We start from the raw sequence: 20,311 nt of genomic DNA on the forward strand, positions 1-20,311 counted from the left end.
GTTTAGGTAGCGCTTAACTTTAGCACAACAAACCAGCTTTACCAAAAACCAATAATGAAATTATGTTCACTTCAAGTGTGCACAACCTTTGTGCTGCTTATATTAGTTCCCGCCATATTTTTTGCCCAAGAAAAGGACAACAAAGAAACTATTAAACTTTATACTGATTGTAATTGCGAAAAAAGTTACATCAGACAAGAAATCAACTTTGTTAATCACGTTCGAGATCAAGCCCAAGCTAATGTGCAACTTTTTATTTACGATATCGCCAATGGTAGTGGCGGACGAACCTATAAACTAGAATTTAATGGTTACGAAGATTACGAAGGTATAATAACCAAAACTTCTTTCGACTCCAATGCTAATATGACAGCAGATGAAGTTCGAAAAGGACTCGTAAAAAAAGTAAAATTTGGTCTTCTCAAATTCGTTTTAGAATCTGATATGGGCGAGCATATTAACTATTCTATCAACAATAAAGGATTGGGCACCATTCAAGACATAGACTTCAAAGACCCTTGGAACAATTGGATATTCGAAATCTTTGGTAGAGCTAGACTAAATAAGGAATCTAGTAGAGAATCATTTTCTTATGCCATAGGTTTTGAAAGCGATCATGTTACTGAAAATTGGCGTATTCGAACTGATTTACAATTAAACCAGGCAAATAGTGAATACACACAAGATGATGTATTATATACCAGCGAGAGATTTAGATATTCCGGAGATGGAAGTATTGTAAGAAGTTTATCAGACCATTGGTCAGCAGGAATATTTGGTGGTGCCCGACATGATACTTTTACAAATTTAGATTTTAGGTATTATTTTTCACCAGCTATTGAATTCAATATTTTTCCTTACAACGAAGTACTTCGGCGCGAAATAGTTTTTGCCTATAAAATTGGATTTTTTCATAGTGATTATATAGAACCCACTATCTACGATAAACTCCAAGAAGGTATTTTCAACCATTCGTTAGATGTACAAGTTCGTTATAGACAACCGTGGGGAAATATTTATGCAAGGTTAATTGGCTCGACTTTTCTGAATGATTTTACAAAAAATAGAATACAACTTTCTGGAAGTACTTCACTTAGAATTATAAAAGGTTTAGCTGTAAGCTTTTCTGGGAACTTACAAATTATTCGCGATCAAATAAACCTTCCTGCCGGTGATGCATCTCTGGAGGACGTTTTATTACAGCAAAAACAAATTGCAACAGATTATCAACTTGGGGCAAGTATTGGTCTTAGCTATACCTTTGGCTCAGCTTACAATAATATAATTAATACTCGACTCTAAATTATAACATTATTGATTTAAAGATTGGTTTTTAATATTAGAACCAACACTAAGTTCAAATAAAGCAAAGAATGTCCGCTGATTACGATACTATTAATGCCGAACATTATGCAGCTTATCGTCCACCGTTACATCAGGTTATCCTTGAAAAATGTTTACAAAAAAAAACACATAACATTGGACTTGATATTGGTTGTGGCACTGGTAATTCTTCCATAGCGTTAGCAAAATTTTGTAACAGGGTAATAGGCATCGACCCTAGCAAAAGTATGTTAGAACGAGCCCTGCTTCATGCAATAGTTTCTTATCAAATTTTAAGGTAATAATTTGTATTTTGAAGCCGATACTTTCGAACTTTCTACCTTAGCTGGTTCATTGTATTATGCAAAATCTCAGTTTTTATTGAATTAAATAATTCGTGTTTCAAAAAACCAAGCACATATTATAATCTATGATTTTGAAATTTTATTGAATGAAACTTTAAGTTATTTTAATTATGAATCTCCAGCAAACGAAAATTATAATCATCAGGCTGATTTTAACGGACTAAAGGAAAATTTTATTTCGATTTTAAACAGTAAAAAAGAGACTACAAATTTAACAATAGAAGCACGAAATTTAGCCCACCTACTATTAGCCAGTTCATCCCAACAATTGTTTTTTGAAAATCTTTTACAAAAAGTACAACTACACCAAAAGCTTACTAATAAGTTAAACACGATTTCCAATAACAACGTTTTTCATATAAATGCTCGAATTTTTTATAAAATTTATAGCATCACAAAAAAAACATAATCGAAGTTTCCAAAATTTCAAATCATAGATTCCACTTAACTTTTTGAAAACCTATCTTTGCAAAAAAGATAATTTTAAATGGAATTAAAACTTACAAGACCTATTTGCTTTTTCGACCTAGAAACTACAGGCACTAACGTAGCTAAAGATCGTATTGTTGAGATATCTATTTTAAAAATATTCCCAAACGGTAATAAAGAAAGTAAAACATGGTTGGTAAATCCTGAAATGGAAATTCCTGCAGAGGTAATTGCCATACATGGTATTTCTAATGAAAAAGTGGCCAATGAACCTACTTTTAAGGAACGATCGAAAGAAGTCTACAAAATGATAAAAGACTCTGATTTAGGTGGATTTAACTCCGATCGTTTTGATATTCCATTACTAGCAGAAGAAATGTTGCGTGCAGGTGTTGATTTTGATATGAAAAATATGGCAGCTATTGATGTGCAAACAATTTTTCATAAAATGGAGAAGCGCACTTTAGTAGCAGCCTATAAATTTTATTGCGACAAAGACCTTACAGATGCCCATAGTGCAGAAGCAGATACTATCGCTACCTATGAAGTTTTACTTTCACAACTAGATCGTTACCCTGAATTAGAGAATAATGTAAAAAAGCTTGCAGAATTTTCAAAACACAAACGTTTTGCAGATTTCGCCGGTTTTATTAGCTATGACGAAAATGATGTGGAAATTTTTTCATTCGGAAAGCACAAAGGAAAAAAAGTTTTAGAAGTTCTTGAAAAAGAACCTGGATATTTCGGATGGATTCAAAACGCAGATTTTCCTTTATACACGAAAAAAGTACTCACCCAAATAAAACTTAGCCAGTTCAATAATAAATTAAGTTAAATGCGATTTCTTTTACTCCCCCTATTATTAGTCGCCCAAATAAATGCCCAAGAAGTTTTATTTGAAGGTAATGTTTTTGATTCGAAAACAAAAGACCCTATACCTTATGTAAATCTTAGTTTTTTAAATACCTTAAAAGGTACCTCCACAGATGATAACGGTCATTTTTATTTAGACATCCCAAACGAGTTATTAAACAATAAAGTTCATATTTCTTCTTTAGGTTATAAAGACACTATTATTGTGGCTAAAACTTTATACAAATCTAAAATCTTTAACCTAGTTGAAGAATCTTTTGAATTAGAAGAAGTTGTGGTATCTAAATCGCTAGGTGATTCGTATGTTTTAAATCCAATAAGTAGTTATAGCTTAACTGGTGGGTTTGCCAGTTCTGCAACTCCTTGGGTGTTAGCACTATATTTTCCGAACATTGGAGCACAAAAAAAGTATATCGAAAATATAACCGTATTTTTTCAAAAAAATCCCAAGTTTAATCAACGAACTTCCAGATTTAGGATTCGAGTGTACAATGTGGACCCCGCTACTAAAAATCCGAACAAAGATTTAGTACGCAAAAGTTTAGTCTTAGAATCGGAACTCGAAAAAGATTATGTATCACTAGATCTTTCCAGCTTAAATATTGAAATACCTGAAAATGGTGTCTATATAGGATTGGAATGGTTATTTATCTCCAACAATTGGTTTCGTAATGTTGTAACTAACCCAATCACCAAAAAAAAATCTGTAGAAGATCGGTTTGCACCTACCTTTAGTGGCGTATATGTGAAAAATCAAAATTACAGAGCCATGGTATATGGGATGGGTAAATGGACCGATTTTACTGTAAAATCTAAAAATGGAACTGAAAATTTCGTTCCTGCAATTAGCTTAAAACTGAAAAAGAGTAATTAATTTTGTCTTTGAGAGAATCATACTAATAAATCGGAATATGAAAATAATTTGTATTGGCAGAAATTACACAGACCACATAAATGAGTTGGCCAATGAACGACCAACTGAACCCGTGGTATTTATTAAACCAGATTCTGCTGTTTTACCTAAAGAACAAGACTTTTATATTCCAGAGTTTTCTAATGATTTGCATTACGAAGTTGAAGTTCTAGTTAAAATTAAAAAAGTAGGTAAGCACATTGAAGCTAAATTTGCTCCTTCTTATTACGACGAAATTGGTTTAGGAATCGATTTTACCGCTCGAGATTTGCAGGCCACTTTAAAAGGAAAAGGTCTTCCTTGGGAAAAGGCAAAAGGATTTGATGGTTCAGCGATAATTGGTAATTGGTTAGATAAAAATCAATTTAAGGACTTAAATGATCTTGATTTTTCGTTGACCAAAAATGATGAAATTGTACAAAAAGGCAATACAAATTTAATGCTCTGGAAAATAGATGAGCTTATAGCTCACGTATCTACCTATTTTATGCTTAAAAAAGGAGATATTTTATTTACCGGAACACCTGCTGGTGTTGGTAAGGTTGAACCAAATGACTATCTTGCAGGCGAATTACAGGGCCATAAACTATTTTCTGTAAAAATAAAATAATGATCTACAGCTTAGACAAAATTAATGAGATGGCCGATGGCGATCAAGATTTTATTAATTCGGTTGTTACCGTATTTTTAGAGGAGGTACCACATGACCTTGAAGAATTAGAGAAAGCGCTTGCAGGACAAGACCACGAAAAAGTATACCAATTAGCGCATAAAATAAAGCCAAATGTTGATTTGTTAGGTATGGAGCAAACTCGTGCAGCCGCCTTAGAAATTGAAACAATGGGCAAGAATAAAGCAAGTATCGCTGATATAGAAAAGGTTTTTCCTGCTCTAAAAACTGACATTGTTCAAGTAATGTCAGAACTAAAGAATGATTTCAATATATAATTTATGTTTGCAGAAATCATCACCATTGGCGATGAAATTCTCATTGGTCAAATCATAGATACCAATTCCGCATTTATAGGCAAAGAGCTAAATAAAATAGGGGTTTCAGTGTATCAAATAACTTCGATTCAAGACGACCGAACACACATATTAAATGCACTGCGTGATGCAAAAAGTCGTGCTCAAATCATCATAGTTACAGGAGGCTTAGGTCCAACAAAAGATGATATTACTAAACATACATTTTGCGAATATTTTAATGATCAACTAGTTGAAAATAAAGCTGTCTTAAGCCATGTTGAAGCATTATTTGCAAAATACATCAACACGCCTATTTCTGATATAAATCGGAAACAAGCACTTGTACCATCTAAAGCTACCGTATTACATAATGCGAATGGTACTGCTCCTGGAATGTGGTTTTATGAAGATAATACTGTTTATGTGTCTTTACCTGGTGTTCCTTTTGAAATGAAACATTTAATTACGAACGAGGTGCTACCAAAAATAGCTCGTGATTTCAAACGACCATACATTTTACATAAAACTATAATAACGTATGGACTCGGGGAAAGCGCATTAGCCGCTAGAATTGAAGATTGGGAGAATAATCTACCCGAATTTATAAAATTAGCTTATTTACCCAATTTGGGTAAAGTGCGACTACGATTGAGTGCGAAAGGTCCCAATAAAGAAATTATTACAAAGGCCATAGAAGAAGAAAGTCAAAAACTCACGAGTCTAATTGGTGATTTGGTTTATGGAACCGAAAATGAGGAAACCCTTGAGCATGTAGTTGGTCAATTATTAACAAAGAAAAAACTCACGCTTGCAACAGCAGAAAGCTTTACGGGCGGAAGAATTGCTGAAAGTATAACTGCAATACCAGGCGCTTCGGCTTATTTTAAGGGCACAGTAGTTAGTTATGCTACGGCTATTAAAATAGAGGTGTTAAAGGTGGATTCTGAGTTAATTGAAAAGCATTCTGTAGTAAGTGCTCCGGTAGCTAAAGCTATGGCTGAAAATGTTAAAAAATTAATGAAAAGTGACTATGCAATAGCCACTACTGGCAACGCAGGACCAACTAAAGGAGATTCAAATGCAGCGGTAGGAACCGTTTTTATAGCTATTGCAACTCCAAAAAGAACTGTTGTTGAAAAGTTTATTATGGGTAATCAACGAGAAAGAATCGTTGAAAAGTCCGTAAACAAAGCTTTTGAGCTGCTTCAAAAAGAAATATTAAAATTCTAGATAAGAATTTTGTCATCCCGTAAAATTGGTATAAATTTGCAGCCTGTTTAAAGAAAAAGTAAGCATAATGTCTAAAGTTTGTGAAATTACTGGGAAAAGAGCGATGTTCGGAAACAACGTTTCATTCTCAATCAACAAAACTCGAAGAAGATTCAACGTTAATCTATCTAAGAAACGTTTTTATATCCCTGAAGAAGACCGTTGGGTAACCCTAAAGGTTTCTGCTAAGGCATTAAAGACCATCAATAAAAAAGGTATTTCTGCAGTCATGAAAGAGGCTCGTGCACAAGGAATGCTTAAATAGTCCTTTATTAATTAAGAAGCAATGGCAAAAAAAGGAAACAGAGTTCAAGTTATATTAGAATGTACAGAGCATAAGACATCTGGACAACCTGGAACTTCTCGTTACATAACAACAAAGAACAAAAAGAACACTCCTGAACGAATTGAGTTGAAAAAATACAACCCAATTTTAAGAAAGATGACTGTTCATAAAGAGATAAAATAATTAAAATCTCTGTTACGGCAGAGGTGACAATAAAAGATATTAGTCATGGCAAAGAAGACGGTAGCAAGTTTACAAACTAGTTCTAAGAGATTAACCAAAGCAATTAAAATGGTTAAATCTCCAAAATCAGGCGCCTACACTTTTGTAGAATCTGTAATGACACCTGAGAGCGTAAATGATTGGCTTTCTAAAAAGTAATTAACTAACTCAAATTATACTCACCGCCATAACTTTTAGTTGTGGCGGTTTTTTTGTTTTGCACAATTGCATTTATAATACCTACTCTATTTCTTTCTCACCCTAAACATTTACCTTCCATTGCTTATCTTTGGGGTATCAACCTCTTAAGAACTAATGAGCTTATTTAAAAACATATTCTCTTCAAAGAAAAAAGAGACCCTAGATAAAGGCCTTGAAAAGTCCAAAACTTCGTTTTTTTCTAAATTAGGAAAGGCAGTAGCCGGTAAATCTAAAGTAGATGATGACGTACTTGATAATTTAGAAGAAGTTTTAGTTTCTTCTGATGTAGGCGTAGATACCACTTTAAAAATCATTGACCGCATCGAAGCTCGTGTAGCTAAAGACAAATACATGAGTACTGATGAGTTAAATGGTATTCTTCGTGAAGAAATTGCCGGATTATTATCTGAAACCAATACCGGAAACGAAACTGAATTCGTAGTACCTGTTGACAAAAAACCCTATGTAATAATGGTTGTTGGTGTTAACGGTGTTGGCAAAACCACTACAATTGGTAAATTAGCCAATCAATTTAAAAACCAAGGTTTAAAAGTGGTATTAGGCGCTGCAGATACTTTTAGAGCAGCTGCTATTGATCAATTGCAAGTATGGGCCGATCGAGTTGACGTACCAATAGTAAAACAAAAAATGGGTAGCGACCCCGCATCTGTTGCTTTTGATACACTAAGCTCAGCTGTTACTCAAAATGCCGATGTAGTAATTATTGATACTGCTGGTCGTCTTCATAATAAAATCAACTTAATGAACGAGTTGACAAAAGTAAAAAGGGTAATGCAAAAGGTAGTTGAGGATACTCCACACGATGTATTATTAGTATTAGACGGTTCTACAGGGCAAAATGCATTTGAACAAGCAAAACAGTTTACCAAGGCTACTGAAGTAACTTCACTTGCTGTCACGAAATTAGATGGTACAGCTAAAGGTGGTGTTGTAATTGGAATTTCAGACCAATTTCAAATTCCAGTTAAATATATTGGAGTTGGAGAAGGAATAGAGGATTTACAAGTATTTAACAAAGTGGAGTTTGTAGATTCTTTTTTTAAGATTTAAAAATTAAAGAGCATGAAGAAGTCAATAATAACGGCTTTTGTATTTTTCACATCATTGGGAATACATGCACAAAATCAGTTTTCTTTAGCTATTGATACAACTAAAACTGGATCTTTAGGTTTTAACAAAAAAGCCAAAAAATTGTCCTTAACTTCCAAAAAATCTTCCGATTTAAAATATCGCACTCTGGTAGTTCAAGAATTAATTAAATTCAACAATGCAACTGCAAATAATGCTTCTAAATGGAATATGCCTGTGTACGAATCTAAAAGCAATCACAAAATGCCAGTTCATAAGCCAGATTCAACTCTCAGTTATTCGTTGAAAATTGTGCAACCCAAAAATGAATAAAGTTTAATTTTATAATAGATGTTGTTATAATCCTATAAACACTAATTAATCACCTCATTTATTTTCGTCCATAATTCTTCATCAAATGTGGACAAAGCAAAGTTAGAGTCATCAGCTGCATTACCCATTCGGATTACCACTAGCTTTTTACTGGGCAAAATGTATATTTTTTGATCATTTTTACCAAGAGCAGCAAAAGTTTCATTAGGTGCTGAAGGTATTAATGAACCACTAAATTCATATTGTGAAGCGGGTAGATGATAGGATTCTTTACCATTCAACCACCATAAATATCCATAGGCTTCATTAATGTCTTGAGAAGTATTGTGGGATTCAAGAATATAATCTTTGGAGACTAATTGCTCGTCATCCCATTTACCCTCAGCGAGTACAAAAAGTCCAAATCGAGCCATACTGCGAGTTGTGCTCCAATAAACATTTAAGTCGTTATTGGCAACCCAGCTTCCCGTCATTCCTATTTTATCTTTCAAATTTGTATCAAAATATGTAGACCAATCTTGGCCACTCGCCTGAGCAACAACATCCTGCAATTTCACATAAACATTATGATAAGCCCATCTACTTCCTGCATCAGCAATATATTGTAAGTTACCAGACGAAACATCATCGCCCAAACTATCATCCAATCCAGAGGTCATCGAAAGTAGATGCTTAGTAGTAATCAAATTTTCCTGTTCAAGAGTAGCACTTGTCCAACCTTCACCTAAATATTCAGAAACTTTAGTATCGATATCGATTAATCCTTCATCTTGTGCTATTCCTGTAACTGTTGCGGTAAGGGTTTTACCAGCACTCGCCCAATACCACGGCTTTGTAGCTGAATGCTCATTTAAATAACTCTCCACAACAATCTTTCCATTGTGCAACACAATAAAACTCTTCGTGTTTTTTTCTTCTAAAAAGTCTATCAAGGATTGCAATTTACTTTCATCCCATTCCAATTCAGATGGCGCAACGGTTTCCCATTCATCGGAACCGATTGGTGGAAAGTACATTTCTTCAACAACAGGATTTTCTACAATTTCGATTTCATCAACTTGTTCTTCTTTGTCTTTAGAACAGCTAAATCCCAAGAATAGAATTGCCGCAAATAATATAGATTGGAGTCTCATAGCTAAAAGTAATAATGTTTGGACTAATTTTCTTTTCAACAGTTTAACGTATTTACTGAAGAAATATGATTGAAACTCGACCAAATGCATAGGCTTATCGTATTTTTGCCCTTGCTTACTATAATAGTAGTATACATTTATACTTATGAGAACAAAAACGCTTAAAAAGAACAAAATCAATGTTGTAACCCTAGGTTGCTCTAAAAATGTGTACGATTCTGAAGTACTTATGGGGCAACTAAAAGCAAATGACAAAGAAGTTGTTCATGAAGAAGAAGGTAATGTAGTGGTCATAAATACTTGTGGATTTATTGCTAATGCAAAGGAAGAAAGTGTTAATACGATTCTTGAATATGTTCAGAAAAAAGAGGCTGGTGAAGTTGATAAAGTTTTTGTTACTGGGTGTTTAAGTGAGCGATACAAACCGGACCTACAAAAAGAAATTCCAAATGTTGATGAGTATTTCGGCACTAGTGAATTACCAAATTTGTTAAAAGCATTAGGTGCCGATTATAAACATGAGCTCATTGGCGAACGTTTAACCACTACCCCAAAAAATTATGCTTATTTAAAAATTGCTGAAGGCTGCGATAGACCTTGCTCCTTTTGTGCTATACCAATAATGCGTGGAAAACACAGAAGTACTCCGATAGAAGAATTGGTAACTGAAGCAGGGAAACTAGCTGCAAAAGGTGTTAAAGAATTAATCTTAATCGCACAAGATTTAACCTATTACGGACTCGATTTATATAAAAAACGGAATCTAGCAGAATTACTAGAAAACCTTGTAAAAGTTGAAGGCATTGAATGGATTCGCCTACATTATGCATTTCCAACGGGCTTTCCCATGGAAGTTCTCGAAGTAATGAAACGAGAAGAAAAAGTTTGTAATTATATAGATATTCCTTTGCAGCATATCGCTGATAATATTCTCAAGAGTATGCGTCGGGGTACAACCAAAGCAAAAACAACTAAACTTCTTCAAGATTTTAGAGTTGCTGTAACTAATATGGCTATTAGAACTACGCTTATTGTGGGTTACCCTGGAGAAACCGAAGAAGATTTCCAGACCTTAAAAAGTTGGGTGGCAGAAATGAGATTCGAACGCTTAGGTTGCTTTACATATAGTCATGAAGAAAACACTCATGCTTTTTCATTAGAAGATGATGTTCCTGAAGCCATTAAACAAGATCGCGCAAATGAAATAATGGAATTACAGTCCCAAATTTCATGGGAATTAAATCAAGAAAAAATAGGTAAGACCTTCCGATGCATTATCGACCGTAAAGAGGGAAATCACTTTATCGGGCGTACAGAATTTGATTCTCCCGATGTTGACAACGAAGTTTTAATTGATGCCACTAAACATTATTTAAAACATGGTGAATTCTATGACATTGAGATTACGGAAGCGGCAGACTTTGATTTATATGGGGAACCGAAACCATAACGAAACATCCCTACTACATACTAAATAGAGAAATATAGCCCTTGTAATGGCTTAAATAGAAAATAGACATTATACGTATTAATTCGTTATTTTAGAGGGGTTCAACTAAACTTTAAAACTAACATGTCTTTCGCTAAAATTTTCTATCACCTCGCACTACCTGGTTTTTTTATTTTGCATTGTCAAGCTCAGCATAATTTTAAAATTGAAATTCTTGATAATACTGCACTTAGTTTAATAGATGCCAATGCTGAAATAAAAGTTATCGGCGAAGGCTTTAATTGGACTGAGGGAACGCTTTACATCGAAGAAGGAGATTATCTTCTTTTTTCTGATATACCGAGTAACACCGTTTATAAAATAGATGCTAAAGGTGACAAATCGGTATTTTTACAACCATCTGGTTACTTAGGTCAAAATTCATACGGAGACGAACCGGGTTCCAATGGACTTTTACTTAATGAAAATAGAGAATTAATCTTATTACAACATGGTGAACGTCAAGTTGTAAAAATGAAAAGTGATTTAAATAATCCGAAGGCTGAATACACCGTTATAACCAATAACTATAAAGGTAAGCGCTTTAACAGCCCTAATGACGGCGTGTTTGATCGAGCTGGAAATTTGTATTTTACAGACCCTCCTTACGGACTGCCTAAAAAAATGGAAGATCCTGCAAAAGAATTAGATTTTCAAGGAGTATATTGTTTGTTACATTCTGGTGAATTATTATTGCTTGATAAATTATCGCGTCCTAACGGAATAACATTATCCCCTGACGAATCAAAATTATATGTTGCAGTTTCAGATCCTGAACATGCTGTTTGGTACCAATATGATGTAACAGACATTGGCACTGTTGCGAATAAAAAATTATTATATGATGTTACTCACTTAATAGGTAAAGAAGGACAACAAGGACTCCCTGATGGTATGAAAACCCATAGTTCAGGAAATCTTTTTGCAACTGGCCCTGGTGGGGTTTTTATTATAAATCCTAAAGGCAAACCTATTGCACGAATACATACTGGACAGGCAACAGCTAACTGTGCTTTTTCTTCGGATGAAAAACGTCTCTTCTTAGCAGCCGATGACTATGTTCTAGAAGTTACCCTTAAACAATTTTAAAATTATTTCTTGATTAACTACTATTGTCTTTGCTCCTGTATATACGAGGTTATTTCACCAACGGGCGCTGTCCATATTTCATTTTTTGAATCTTTGAGATAAGGCAACAACTTTTTAAGCATCGCAACTTCCGTTGTTTGAATGTTTTTATCGCCAATATCATGACCAGCAAGCACCAACCACAAATTGTTGGCCTTAGCATGATTGATTAATTCCATAATTTCGTCGAAGCTCTTTCCATCCATTTCTACTCCTGTAAGTTGGGACAAATCACAAAAAGCAGGATCATTCGGCACTTCGTCTAGCCAAGTTCTACCTGAACTAAATTGTTTTGCTACAACGGGCACATAACTCATGGTTTCTTCCCCCCTACCCACAAAAGTTTGTCCACATGGGTATGCAAAAACACTTGGTGCTACTCCGAGCATCTCTTCAACTTTTTTATTCGCTGCTTTCAACTCCTTATCCATTTGATCAATATTATATCCTTCTAAAGCTTCATTCCTTGCCCATAAAAAATTACCCGAGCATGGATGATTAAGCGAATGATTTCCTATTTCATGACCATTTTTAGCAGCCTGCTTCCATTTATCAATTTCCTCAACCATTAAAGAAGGCACCACATAAAAAGTAGCTTTTATACCATATTCATCCAATATTGGAGTTCCGGTAACAACCTGACTACTTCGACCATCATCCCAAGTTAAACTGATAGCCATTTTAGTATCTTCTGGCCAATTAAAAGAATCGGTTTCTTGGGCTAAGAAATAATTAGAACATAGTGTTAGGAGCAGCAGAATGTAAGATTTCATATTTGTTTTTTTATAGTTATGTGTTGTTAATTGATTAAATAGAAATTAACTTAACTAATATAAATTATATATTAATAGATTACGAATATACCATTGCAATTGAACAAATTGTTTTGTGAAAAAAGAAAGCCCCGCAACCTATTCTTAATAAATTTGTTCGGGACTTTAAAAAATTAATTAATAGGTTACTTGCCTAACATTAATAGCTCATTACATTTTATTTCGGTGATGTATCTTTTCTCACCTTCTTTAGATTCATAAGACCTATGTGTTAACTTTCCTTCTACTGCTACTTGTTTACCCTTAACTAAATAGTTCTCTACTATCTCCGCAGTTTTGCCCCAAGCAACCACATTATGCCATTGGGTATCCTCTACTTTTTCGCCTTGTGCATTTTTATAAGAATCACTTGTGGCTACCGAAAATTTAGCGAGTTTCGTTCCGCTTGATAAGTTTACTATTTCTGGGTCTTGCCCTAGATGTCCAATCAACTGTACTGAATTTTTAAGTGCGTTCATAATATTAGATTTAATGTTAAACAGTTAATACAACCAAGCCTCCTTGACTTGACACTGCAAACATATAACCATCAAATACTGTTATTCGGTTGTGAAATAATTACTTTCGTTTGTAAACGTTTGTAAACATTATAAAATGTATTTAATTCTCATTATTAGTAATTTGAAATAGTTTATACTTTTAATAAATTCAACGTAAATTTATATATGAAAACGTTTAGTTTGGCAAAATGAATAAATTAACAGTAGTCACTTTACACCTTATTCTTTCGCTATTATTTATTAAATCATTAAAAAGTCAATCTATATCTTTCGCGCAACCCATTGATATTAGCAATGGTGCTATTTCCGGTGTAAGTGCTTTAGACGTAGCAGATTTTAACAATGATGGACTTAATGATGTGGCTGTACTCGAAGGAGGCGTTCACGCAGAGGGTCGTTTTACCTTAGCATGGTTCGAACAAACCCAATCAAAGAGTTGGATTAGACACGATTTCAATATTCCGATTCAATTTGATGATTTTATCGGTTCTGCGAAATGTGGCGATGTAGATAATGATGGTGATATGGATTTAATATTTAGTAATGATGGACATGCTACTGGACCAGTAAATATATACCATCTTGAAAATCCAGGTGAACTTAAAATTAATGAACCTTGGAACTATAAATTAATTTCAAGCATAGAAGGTTTTCATGCTAATGATATGCGTTTGGCTGATATGGATAGTGATGGTAAGCTAGATGTAATTGTACGCCATAAAAATCCTGAAGCAGTAAAAATTATATTTCAAAACAAAAATAATAATTGGACCACAATTACGGCTTATGAAGGGCAAGCCGGCGAAGGTTTAGCCGTTGGTAATATTAATAATGATGAAATCATGGATATTTCTATGACCGGACATTGGCTTAAGGCTCCAAAAAATCCGAGAAAAGAAGCATATATCCGATTTACTATTGAATCACATTTTAAGGAAGTAAATAAAGCCACTAAAGAAGAACTTGGTGATATTAATAATGATGGCAGATTGGATGTTTTGCTCTCCCCTGCTGAGCATTTTAAAAAATATGGCGGTGATAATTACGACTTAGCTTGGTATGAAGGTCCAACAAATCTAGAAGAGTCCGATAAATGGAAAAAACACATTATAAAAAGCGATTACAACAAAGCCCATTGTGCTAAACTTGCAGACTTTGATAACGACGGTGATTTGGACATTCTTACGGCTATTGCTTGGGACAATCGAGAAATAATAATCTATATAAATGAAAAAGGTGAATTTAAAAATTCAGTTCAAATTGCAAATGGAAAAGGAATTTACTCTGGTGCTGTAGCAGATATGGATGGAGATGGCGATTTGGATGTTATTGGTGAAGATAAATATTCAAGTGATTCGAAACCTTATTATTTTGAAAATCTACTTATAAAACAATAGACACCTAAAAAAATTAATACACCTCCACATAAGACATAATCTCATTATAAATTTTAAAAACTTTTTTTAATGTAATTTAGTGGACTTCTAACCTGCTAAAAACACCAAAAATTCCACAATTAAAAAGCAATACGCTTATAAATCCAGCACGTAGCCCGATATTCTATGGTTATGTTATTTTAGTAATTGGTACTATAGGTATTTATTGTAGCATTCCAGGACAAACTATTGGAGTGTCTGTATTTACAGATCCCGTAAAAGACGCTCTAGGCCTCACAAGAAACCAATTTAGTAATGCCTATATGATTGGGACCATTGCAAGTTCATTACTAATAGGTCGCGCTGGTGTATGGTTTGATAAATACGGAGCAAGATTGGTTGCTTTTTTTGCTGCAATAGTTCTAGCTACAGCCCTCTTCTTATGCTCATGGTCTGTACGTATGAGCATATTCGTGAAAGAATTATTGAACCAAGACACCTGGCTTGTTCCTTTTACGATAATGACGTTACTTTTCTTTTTACTACGATTTGCAGGTCAGGGAGTATTAACAATGGCCTCCCGAAATGTAATTATGATATGGTTTGACAAAAATAGAGGAAAGGTTAATTCTTTTAGTAGCGTTGCCATTTCCTTTGGATTTTCATCCTCACCTTTATGGATAAATTACCTTATCGAAAATAATAGTTGGCAAAACGCATGGCAATTTCTTGGTTATGGCTTATTGGGCGCTAGCGTGCTAATTTATATATTCTTTAAAAATAAACCAGAAGAATTTGGACTACTACCAGATGGAGCAAAAGAAATTTCGGCGACTAACGAAAAGACTACTATCGCGCACAAACAATTTAGTTTAAAAGAAGCAACGGCCACCCGTGCATTTTGGATGTATGCGCTTATGCTATCGTTTAATAGTTTTTTTGTAACCGGTTTAACTTTTCATATTGTTTCTATTTTTAAAAGTGAAGGATTCCCTAAGGAGGAAGCTATAGCTATTTTTTTACCGGCATCAGTCGTTGCAGTATCAATTTCCACCATTGCGAATTTCTTGAGTGATTATTTACAATTACGCCTATACTTATACTTAATGATAAGTGGGGGCATAATTGCTTCCATAGGATTTCTATACCTACCTACTACACTAGGTATTCCTTTATTAATAATAGGATTTGGAATGATGAGTGGTTTTTTTGCCGTACTCAATACAATTGTATGGCCTAGATTTTACGGAAGAAATAACTTAGGAGCAATTACCGGTAAAGTAATGTCATTCTTGATTCTTGCAAGTGCTTTAGCACCTAGTATTTTTAGCCTCTGCTTTAGCACTTTTGGTTCCTATCAATTTTTGGGTTGGCTCGGTCTTGCTTTTCTAGTTTTTTTAGTTCTAGGGTCTTTAAAGGCACGAAATCCGCAATAAAGTGCAGGTGTGATTCATATCATAAATATAGTTTAAAGTATATTGCAAGAGCATCTAACAATTCCAACAATAGCCATTACAACACACGCCGTATGAAACTTATTATTGATCCAAGAGTTAAAGCAGTTTTTGAAAGCTATCCAGATTATGCTCAGCCAAAATTAAATCGAATTCGAGAATTAATTTTAGCAACCGCCTCTGAAATGGAAAACCTTCAATCGCTTGAAGAAACATTAAAGTGGGGCGAACCAAGCTATCTAACGAAACATGGTAGCACTATTCGTATGGACTGGAAAGCTAAAATTCCGGATCAATATGCAGTATATTTTAAATGCACATCTAAGCTTGTTCCAACATTTAAAACACTATATAATGACATCTTTTATTTTGAAGGTGATAGAGCGATAGTCTTTAAAATGAATGACGAGGTGCCTGAAAAAGAATTGAAAAATTGTATCACTATGGCCTTAACATACCATAAAATAAAACAATTACCATTACTCGGAGCCTAACAATTGTATTGACTTAAAAAAATTCTTGTAAATTTAATTGGACTAAATCACAATTAGATTATGAAAACTATGACTTGCAAACAATTAGGAGGTGCTTGCGAAATGGAATTTAAAGCCAATACCTTTGAAGAAATTGCTGAATTGAGTAAAAATCATGGCACTAAAATGTTTCAAGCTGGTGACACTGCTCATCTGGCAGCAATGGGCGCCATGAAAGATTTAATGCAAAAACCTGGTGCTATTCAGAAATGGTTTATGGGTAAAAAAGCTGAATTTGATGCACTATCAGATGACTAACTCAATTATTGCTTCTCAATTATTTTTCTAAAATGGCTTGAATATTGGGCTTAAAATAATTTGGACCTTTTAACACTTTACCATCTTCTCGATAAATTGGTTTTCCATCAGCACCCAACTTACTCATATTACTTCTTTGAATTTCTTCGAATACCTCTTCTATTTTATGTTGCATGCCATGTTCAAGTATAGTTCCGCATAGAATATATAACATATCACCAAGTGCATCCGCAACTTCCACCATGTCATTATTTTGTGCTGCCTCTAAATACTCTTTATTCTCTTCATCCATCAAATTAAAACGAAGCATTGTTTTGGATGCTCCCAAATCAGCCTTTTGCTCATTTGACACTCCTAAACCGAAAGATTTATGAAACAATTCTACGGCGGCAATTTTACTTTTCATATTCCTAGTTTTTGAATTAGCTTTGCGTAAAAATATGGAATATGTTCAGCACAGGACAAATCATTTTTGCAATACTTTTTATTATTGTTTTCGCAATTGCACTTGGTTACGCATATAAGGGTGATAGAAAGTTGCATACCAAAAATTACAAGGGAGTAAAGTGGATTGCCATTGCCTTTATTCTCTTTATTTGCACGCTTTACGCCCTAAAACATGTATTACGTTAAAATTTCACAACGTCTCTTTATTCCTACACCACAGAAAATGAGCATTTCACAACAATTCCATTTTATAGCCCTAATACCATACGAAAACATCCTAATTTTACGTTAAATTAGTAAAGGGCGAACAATGATTACTTTCTTTAGCATATTATTAGTACTAATCGCTATCAATGCGATTTTAATGATTTTTAGTTTAAACAGTGTAGATACTGCGGAGAAAAAACCTGAAAAGGATATTATAAACAACGTTATCTCAAAAGCGTACCGCGTAAATTTCACTTCTTCAAACGAAGCTTAAGACTTATAGAGCACATATTAATTTCCTCATTTTGTGTACTACAATCAAAAGTTCACAGCAACACTTTTATATTTAAATATTGTATTTTTCGCAAATGAAACAACTACTTCTTGTTTTTTTAGGCGGAGGCTTAGGTAGTGCATTGCGTTATGCAATTGCAAAATCATTCAACGGTTATTTCCAACATTTTTATTTAGGAACCTTTTTAGTGAATATAATAGGTTGCCTAATAATTGGATTTATACTGGGGCTTTCTGCTAAAAACAATTATGTTAATGAAAATTACACCCTATTACTAGCCACCGGATTTTGCGGAGGATTTACAACATTCTCCTCTTTCGCTTTTGAAAAGCATACATTAATAAGTGCTGGTGAATATTTAAACTTTTCTATTTATACCATATCCAGTATTGTTGTCGGCATTCTAGCCGTTGTACTAGGTTTATGGTTATCTAAATTAACATAAACTGTTGATCTTAAAATATTTGGATATATCAGTAGCTAAAGCTAGTTATATCAGCCTATTTCCTCTTTAACTTCAAAAAAGAGTCCTTGATTCCTAAATTTTTGCATTTCCTTAACTACCCCAATTTCGATATTTAAGATAATTTGAATTTTTTAAGACACACCCCTTAATTTTTTGGGGGGTATAATGAGATAATCATAAAAGTTACTCAAATACCCTTCATTTTTTAGGGTTATTTATACAAATCATACATATTTGCCACGAAATAACTGTTTATTTAACCAATGTGGCCATTAAAATGGTCCTTTAAAAACCTTTACTAGAAAATGAAACAGATTGAAGCAATTATTAGAAAATCCAAATTTGACGATGTCAAAAAGGCATTGCACCAAATTGAGGTAAACTTCTTCAGTTACTGGGATGTAACCGGAGTTGGAAATGAAAAACAAGGTCACGTATATCGTGGTATTTCTTACAGTACATCAGACATTCAACGTCGATATCTTTCGATTGTGGTGTCAGATGAATTTTATCAGAAAACGATTGACACTCTTTTGGAGGCATCATACACCGGCAATGTTGGGGATGGAAAGATTTTTGTTTCTGAAGTAGTAGAAGCATACAGAATACGAACAAAAGAAAGCGGCCATGCCGGTATTAACTAATTTTAAACTGACTAAACTCTTATAATTATGGACGCAGGATTATTTACAGCGAATAATGTATGGATGATGCTAGCAACAGCGCTAGTTTTTTTCATGCACACTGGATTTGCCTTTTTAGAAATAGGCTTAACTAGACAAAAGAATACTATTAACATACTTTTCAAAAACATCTTTATCATTACAGGTGGTTTATTACTTTATTACGCATGGGGTTTCAATATGATGTACCCAGGCTTTGAAGATGGTGACCCGGGAATCTTCGGATTTGCTGGTTTCGGAATTGGAGCTCCTGAAGGAGGAATGACTCCGGATTATGCAGATGGAGGATACACTTGGTGGACTGATTTCTTATTTCAAGGAATGTTCGCAGCTACAGCAGCAACAATTGTTTCTGGTGCCGTGGCAGAACGTATTAAAATTGGATCATTTATGATTTTCACCGTAATCTATGTAGGATTGGTTTACCCAATTGTAGGTGCATGGAAATGGGGCGGTGGATTTTTAGATTCATGGGGATTCTATGATTTTGCAGGTTCTACATTAGTACATTCGGTAGGTGGATGGGCTGCTTTAGTAGCTGTATCATTATTAGGTGCTAGAATTGGAAAATTTGGCGAAAACGGTGAGTCGAAAGCGATACCAGGTCACAATATTCCTTTAGCTACTGCTGGTGTATTAATCCTATGGTTAGGTTGGTTTGGATTCAACGGAGGATCAGTTCTTTCAGCAGATCCAGAATTAACTTCATTAGTTCTTGTTACTACAAGTTTAGCCGCTGCAGCTGGTGGTTTTGGAGCATTCTTCTTATCAACAGTATTATACAAAAACTTAGATTTAACTATGTTCTTAAACGGAATATTAGGTGGTCTTGTTGGTATTACTGCAGGTGCAGATTTAATGTCACCAAATGAAGCTATCGTTATCGGATTCATTGCCGGATTAATAATTGTAGGTGGTGTAGCATTAATTGATAAATTAAAATTAGATGATCCAGTTGGTGCAATTGCAGTACACTTAATTTGTGGTATTTGGGGAACACTAGCAGTTGGAATCTTTGGAGATTTAGCTGGTGGAGGTCAATTCATGACTCAATTATATGGTGTATTAATAGTAGGTGCATTCTGTGTAATTACATCACTAATTATTCTTGGAGCATTAAAAGCAATTCTTGGACTTAGAGTTTCTAAAGAAGAAGAAATTGAAGGACTTGATATTCATGAGCACGGTATGGATGCTTACCCTGATTTCACAAACGACTAATTATTACAACAAAGTA

The 20,311-nt window shown here is 34.2% G+C and carries 27 protein-coding genes; 23 read left to right on the forward strand and 4 right to left on the reverse strand.

Annotated elements, in window-relative coordinates; all coding sequences use genetic code 11:
• The first annotated feature begins 54 nt into the window (after nucleotides 1–54).
• The 12 genes from ABJF52_RS18975 to ABJF52_RS19030 all read left to right on the forward strand — a co-directional run bounded on the left by ABJF52_RS18975 (nucleotide 55) and on the right by ABJF52_RS19030 (nucleotide 8,272).
• Nucleotides 55–1,302 (forward strand): DUF481 domain-containing protein, encoded by a 1,248-nt coding sequence (locus ABJF52_RS18975; protein WP_348153753.1) that lies wholly within the window; start codon nucleotides 55–57, stop codon nucleotides 1,300–1,302.
• A gap of 71 nt (nucleotides 1,303–1,373) precedes the next feature.
• Entirely contained in the window at nucleotides 1,374–1,625 is a 252-nt protein-coding gene (locus ABJF52_RS18980) for a methyltransferase domain-containing protein (protein ID WP_348153755.1), read from the forward strand.
• A gap of 550 nt (nucleotides 1,626–2,175) precedes the next feature.
• Nucleotides 2,176–2,952, forward strand: a complete 777-nt coding sequence (locus tag ABJF52_RS18985) for an exonuclease domain-containing protein (protein WP_348153757.1) — start codon at nucleotides 2,176–2,178, stop codon at nucleotides 2,950–2,952.
• A complete protein-coding gene (locus tag ABJF52_RS18990) occupies nucleotides 2,953–3,864 on the forward strand; it encodes a carboxypeptidase-like regulatory domain-containing protein (RefSeq protein WP_348153759.1) in 912 nt (303 codons plus the stop codon).
• 37 nt (nucleotides 3,865–3,901) lie between these two features.
• Complete coding sequence (locus tag ABJF52_RS18995) at nucleotides 3,902–4,513, forward strand: fumarylacetoacetate hydrolase family protein (protein ID WP_348153760.1); 612 nt, start codon at nucleotides 3,902–3,904, stop codon at nucleotides 4,511–4,513.
• Complete coding sequence (locus ABJF52_RS19000) at nucleotides 4,513–4,851, forward strand: Hpt domain-containing protein (RefSeq protein ID WP_348153762.1); 339 nt, start codon at nucleotides 4,513–4,515, stop codon at nucleotides 4,849–4,851. The genes ABJF52_RS18995 and ABJF52_RS19000 overlap by 1 nt, the downstream gene beginning before the upstream one ends.
• Nucleotides 4,852–4,854: 3 nt before the next feature.
• Nucleotides 4,855–6,102 (forward strand): competence/damage-inducible protein A, encoded by a 1,248-nt coding sequence (locus tag ABJF52_RS19005; protein ID WP_348153764.1) that lies wholly within the window; start codon nucleotides 4,855–4,857, stop codon nucleotides 6,100–6,102.
• 67 nt (nucleotides 6,103–6,169) lie between these two features.
• Entirely contained in the window at nucleotides 6,170–6,406 is a 237-nt protein-coding gene (rpmB, locus tag ABJF52_RS19010; protein WP_153757162.1) for a 50S ribosomal protein L28, read from the forward strand.
• Nucleotides 6,407–6,427: 21 nt separating this feature from the next.
• The gene (rpmG, locus tag ABJF52_RS19015; protein ID WP_153757163.1) at nucleotides 6,428–6,610 is read left to right on the forward strand and encodes a 50S ribosomal protein L33; all 183 of its coding nucleotides are present in this window, start codon (nucleotides 6,428–6,430) and stop codon (nucleotides 6,608–6,610) included.
• Nucleotides 6,611–6,655: 45 nt separating this feature from the next.
• A complete protein-coding gene (locus tag ABJF52_RS19020; RefSeq protein ID WP_348153766.1) occupies nucleotides 6,656–6,808 on the forward strand; it encodes a DUF4295 domain-containing protein in 153 nt (50 codons plus the stop codon).
• A gap of 156 nt (nucleotides 6,809–6,964) precedes the next feature.
• Nucleotides 6,965–7,921 (forward strand): signal recognition particle-docking protein FtsY, encoded by a 957-nt coding sequence (gene ftsY / locus ABJF52_RS19025; RefSeq protein ID WP_348153768.1) that lies wholly within the window; start codon nucleotides 6,965–6,967, stop codon nucleotides 7,919–7,921.
• 12 nt (nucleotides 7,922–7,933) lie between these two features.
• Nucleotides 7,934–8,272 carry a hypothetical protein gene (locus tag ABJF52_RS19030; protein ID WP_348153770.1) on the forward strand — a complete coding sequence of 113 codons (339 nt, stop codon included), beginning with the start codon at nucleotides 7,934–7,936 and terminating at the stop codon, nucleotides 8,270–8,272.
• A 41-nt stretch (nucleotides 8,273–8,313) separates the two neighbouring features.
• Here the strand turns inward: ABJF52_RS19030 and ABJF52_RS19035 are convergent, their stop codons facing one another.
• On the reverse strand, nucleotides 8,314–9,405 hold the full coding sequence (locus ABJF52_RS19035) for a serine hydrolase (protein WP_348153772.1): 1,092 nt from the start codon (nucleotides 9,403–9,405) through the stop codon (nucleotides 8,314–8,316).
• Nucleotides 9,406–9,550: 145 nt separating this feature from the next.
• On the opposite strand from ABJF52_RS19035, the gene rimO reads away from it, so the two are divergent.
• Entirely contained in the window at nucleotides 9,551–10,855 is a 1,305-nt protein-coding gene (gene rimO, locus ABJF52_RS19040) for a 30S ribosomal protein S12 methylthiotransferase RimO (protein WP_348153774.1), read from the forward strand.
• A gap of 123 nt (nucleotides 10,856–10,978) precedes the next feature.
• Complete coding sequence (locus tag ABJF52_RS19045) at nucleotides 10,979–11,983, forward strand: SMP-30/gluconolactonase/LRE family protein (protein WP_348153776.1); 1,005 nt, start codon at nucleotides 10,979–10,981, stop codon at nucleotides 11,981–11,983.
• A gap of 20 nt (nucleotides 11,984–12,003) precedes the next feature.
• Here ABJF52_RS19045 and ABJF52_RS19050 read toward each other — a convergent pair whose 3' ends face one another.
• Nucleotides 12,004–12,795, reverse strand: coding sequence for a polysaccharide deacetylase family protein (locus ABJF52_RS19050; RefSeq protein ID WP_348153778.1), 792 nt, complete (start codon nucleotides 12,793–12,795; stop codon nucleotides 12,004–12,006).
• Nucleotides 12,796–12,980: 185 nt separating this feature from the next.
• Nucleotides 12,981–13,313: a single-stranded DNA-binding protein gene (gene ssb, locus ABJF52_RS19055; RefSeq protein ID WP_348153780.1), complete on the reverse strand. Its 333-nt coding sequence runs from the start codon at nucleotides 13,311–13,313 to the stop codon at nucleotides 12,981–12,983.
• A gap of 230 nt (nucleotides 13,314–13,543) precedes the next feature.
• Here ssb and ABJF52_RS19060 point away from each other — a divergent pair, with 230 nt between their 5' ends.
• The 4 genes from ABJF52_RS19060 to ABJF52_RS19075 all read left to right on the forward strand — a co-directional run bounded on the left by ABJF52_RS19060 (nucleotide 13,544) and on the right by ABJF52_RS19075 (nucleotide 16,976).
• Complete coding sequence (locus ABJF52_RS19060) at nucleotides 13,544–14,752, forward strand: VCBS repeat-containing protein (RefSeq protein ID WP_348153782.1); 1,209 nt, start codon at nucleotides 13,544–13,546, stop codon at nucleotides 14,750–14,752.
• Nucleotides 14,753–14,985: 233 nt separating this feature from the next.
• A complete protein-coding gene (locus ABJF52_RS19065) occupies nucleotides 14,986–16,167 on the forward strand; it encodes an MFS transporter (protein WP_348153784.1) in 1,182 nt (393 codons plus the stop codon).
• Nucleotides 16,168–16,259: 92 nt separating this feature from the next.
• The gene (locus ABJF52_RS19070; protein WP_348153785.1) at nucleotides 16,260–16,679 is read left to right on the forward strand and encodes a DUF1801 domain-containing protein; all 420 of its coding nucleotides are present in this window, start codon (nucleotides 16,260–16,262) and stop codon (nucleotides 16,677–16,679) included.
• A gap of 60 nt (nucleotides 16,680–16,739) precedes the next feature.
• Nucleotides 16,740–16,976 (forward strand): DUF1059 domain-containing protein, encoded by a 237-nt coding sequence (locus tag ABJF52_RS19075; RefSeq protein WP_348153786.1) that lies wholly within the window; start codon nucleotides 16,740–16,742, stop codon nucleotides 16,974–16,976.
• Between the two features lie 19 nt (nucleotides 16,977–16,995).
• On the opposite strand, the gene ABJF52_RS19080 is transcribed toward ABJF52_RS19075, so the two are convergent.
• Nucleotides 16,996–17,382, reverse strand: a complete 387-nt coding sequence (locus ABJF52_RS19080) for a nucleoside triphosphate pyrophosphohydrolase family protein (RefSeq protein ID WP_348153788.1) — start codon at nucleotides 17,380–17,382, stop codon at nucleotides 16,996–16,998.
• Between the two features lie 41 nt (nucleotides 17,383–17,423).
• Here ABJF52_RS19080 and ABJF52_RS19085 point away from each other — a divergent pair, with 41 nt between their 5' ends.
• The 5 genes from ABJF52_RS19085 (at nucleotide 17,424) to amt (ending at nucleotide 20,295) form a co-directional block, all read left to right on the forward strand.
• A complete protein-coding gene (locus ABJF52_RS19085) occupies nucleotides 17,424–17,609 on the forward strand; it encodes a hypothetical protein (RefSeq protein ID WP_348153790.1) in 186 nt (61 codons plus the stop codon).
• A gap of 124 nt (nucleotides 17,610–17,733) precedes the next feature.
• On the forward strand, nucleotides 17,734–17,904 hold the full coding sequence (locus ABJF52_RS19090) for a hypothetical protein (protein WP_348153792.1): 171 nt from the start codon (nucleotides 17,734–17,736) through the stop codon (nucleotides 17,902–17,904).
• Between the two features lie 94 nt (nucleotides 17,905–17,998).
• Complete coding sequence (gene crcB, locus ABJF52_RS19095; RefSeq protein ID WP_348153794.1) at nucleotides 17,999–18,370, forward strand: fluoride efflux transporter CrcB; 372 nt, start codon at nucleotides 17,999–18,001, stop codon at nucleotides 18,368–18,370.
• A gap of 326 nt (nucleotides 18,371–18,696) precedes the next feature.
• The gene (locus tag ABJF52_RS19100; protein ID WP_348153796.1) at nucleotides 18,697–19,035 is read left to right on the forward strand and encodes a P-II family nitrogen regulator; all 339 of its coding nucleotides are present in this window, start codon (nucleotides 18,697–18,699) and stop codon (nucleotides 19,033–19,035) included.
• A gap of 27 nt (nucleotides 19,036–19,062) precedes the next feature.
• Nucleotides 19,063–20,295 carry an ammonium transporter gene (amt, locus tag ABJF52_RS19105; RefSeq protein ID WP_348153797.1) on the forward strand — a complete coding sequence of 411 codons (1,233 nt, stop codon included), beginning with the start codon at nucleotides 19,063–19,065 and terminating at the stop codon, nucleotides 20,293–20,295.
• The last annotated feature ends 16 nt before the right edge of the window (nucleotides 20,296–20,311 follow it).

Origin of the sequence: Aurantibacter sp., assembly GCF_039941195.1 — a bacterium.
Taxonomy (GTDB): domain Bacteria; phylum Bacteroidota; class Bacteroidia; order Flavobacteriales; family Flavobacteriaceae; genus Aurantibacter_A.